The organism is Micromonospora parastrephiae (assembly GCF_016802865.1).
Taxonomy (GTDB): Bacteria; Actinomycetota; Actinomycetes; order Mycobacteriales; family Micromonosporaceae; genus Micromonospora; species Micromonospora parastrephiae.
Genome location: NZ_JAEVHM010000374.1, coordinates 1 through 2,139 on the forward strand (window position 1 = coordinate 1; position 2,139 = coordinate 2,139).

Annotated in this window: 2 protein-coding genes and 1 pseudogene; all 3 read right to left on the reverse strand. The window is 70.5% G+C overall.

All coding sequences use genetic code 11. The features are described from left to right. A pseudogene (locus tag JNW91_RS32915) lies at positions 1-422 on the reverse strand (LppU/SCO3897 family protein); the annotation flags it as partial. A gap of 334 nt (positions 423-756) precedes the next feature. Further along, positions 757-888, reverse strand: a complete 132-nt coding sequence (locus tag JNW91_RS33295) for a hypothetical protein (protein WP_255545349.1) — start codon at positions 886-888, stop codon at positions 757-759. A gap of 224 nt (positions 889-1,112) precedes the next feature. Then, the coding region (locus tag JNW91_RS31125; protein WP_238426029.1) for a dihydrolipoamide acetyltransferase family protein at positions 1,113-2,139 on the reverse strand (1,027 nt) is incomplete at its 5' end.

Below are 2,139 nucleotides of genomic sequence, written 5' to 3' on the forward strand. Positions count from 1 at the left end.
GACCGCCGACGCGCGCGCGGCGACCAGCAGTGGATCTCCCGCGGCGGACGGCTGCTGGCTGAGCTGGTGCAGCTGCGCCCAACCCCGCTCCCGGTGCGCTGGGCATCATCAGCGGTGTCTCCGGCTCCTCGGCCGGCTGCGTCGCACCGTGCACGGCGGTCACCTCGGTGACGTGCACGAACCGACGCCACGGCACCCCAGGCGGGGTTCGGCTGCTGCTCGGGTTGGGTGGCCCAGGCCGGTGTGGCCTGGTTCGGCTGCGCCGGTGGCGGTGGCGGTGGCGCCCAGCCCAGGTCGGGGCCGGCGGCGTTGTAGCCGTTGTCCGGCTGCGCCGGGCGGTCGCCGTACGGCGCCGGTCCGCCGGCGCCCGGTGACACCTCGTCCGGCTCCTGGCCGGGACGGTGCGGGCCCTCGGACGTCATGGGTGCGCCTCCTCCATCACATGTCGGCCGCCGGTGCCGATCGGTCTCCTCGGCATGGCTGCCGGCGTCACCGGCGTGCCGGCTCCCCGCACCGTATCGGGTGGCCGCACGGAGTGTCCAAGGAGCATCGCCCGTCACTCCGTGTCGTCGAGCGGTGTCGAGCAGCTTCTATCGGCTCGGCCGGTGCCGGGTCGGCGGGCGGCGACCGAAGCCCACCGTACCGGGCGCTGCGGCGGGGCGGAATCCCGGTGCCACGTGGTGGCGAAACGCCGATGCCCACCCGGTGGGCCGGGTGGGCCATCGATCTGGAGGAGGTGCGGAATGTCGTGGAGCGTCAGCTCATGTGACGCTGGGCGATGACGAGGAGTTCCTCGCGAACTGCCGGCGAGTTCGCGGAGCGCAGCGCGTGCTCGATGGCACGGGCGCGGCGGGTCGCGTCGCGGTGGTTGCGGATTCGCTCGATCATGCTCATTGGTGTGTCCCCCTGGCTATTCGGTTGTCAGCCCCTGATGCCTCTATTCAACAGCAGAACCCCGCCAACTTCCATCGATTATTAGGTGAGCTGGGACACCTGCCTAACAATCAAAGGTCAACAGGCACTCTGGCCAACGTTTCCTTCGCCCAACGGACACGGCCGGTGTGCCGGGTGTTAACCCGTGGCACACCGGCCGTGGCTGGTGATCCGGACGGTCAGGTCCAGGCGAGCAGCGCCGCCTCGGGATCGGCGAGGAAGTCACCGATGTCGCGCAGGAACTTCGAACCCAGCTCACCGTCGATGATCCGGTGATCGAAGCTCAACCCCAGCGTGGTGACCTGGCGCGCCTTGACCTTGCCCTTGTGCACCCAGGGCATCTCCCGAACGGCGCCGAAGGCCAGGATCGCCGACTCGCCCGGCGGAAGGATCGGCGTGCCGGTGTCCACCCCGAACACGCCGACGTTGGTGATGGTCAGGGTCCCGCCGGACATGTCCGCCGGTGACGTGCGGCCGGACTTCGCCGTCTGCACCAGGTCGGTCAACGCGTCCGCCAGCTCCCGGAGCGAGAGCCGACCGGCGTCCTTGACGTTCGGCACGATCAGGCCACGCTCGGTGGCCGCCGCGATGCCGAGGTTGACGTACTCCTTGACCACGATCTCGTCGCCCGCCCAGGTCGAGTTGACCATCGGGTGACGCTTGACCGCCAGGAGCACGGCCTTCGCCACCAGCAGCAGGGGCGAGACCCGGACGTCGCGCCACTCAAGCCGGCCGCGCAGCCGGTCCAGTGCCTTCATCGCCCGGGTCACGTCGACGGTCAGGAACTCCGTCACGTGCGGGGCGGTGAACGCCGAGCGGGACATGTTCTCGGCGGTGAGCTTGCGGACCCCCTTGACCGGGATGCGCTGCTCACGATCCGCGCCGAAGCTCGCGGCGCTCGTCGCCACCGACGGGACCGCGATCGGCTCGGCCACCGAGCCACTCGCCGCCTGCTGCACGTCCTCGCGGGTGATCGAGCCCAGCGGCCCCGACCCGGTCAGCGTGCTCAGGTCGACCCCGAGGTCCTTGGCGAGCTTGCGCACCGGAGGCTTGGCCAGAACGAGTCCGCCCGGTCCCGCCCCCTTGCGTCGATCATGGACTTGTGGTGCCGGGATCGTGGCGGTAGAAGCCGGTTTGTCACCCACCACAACTCCACCGGCCGGTACGCCACCGAGCGGACCGGCACACCGTCGACCTCCCGCTCGT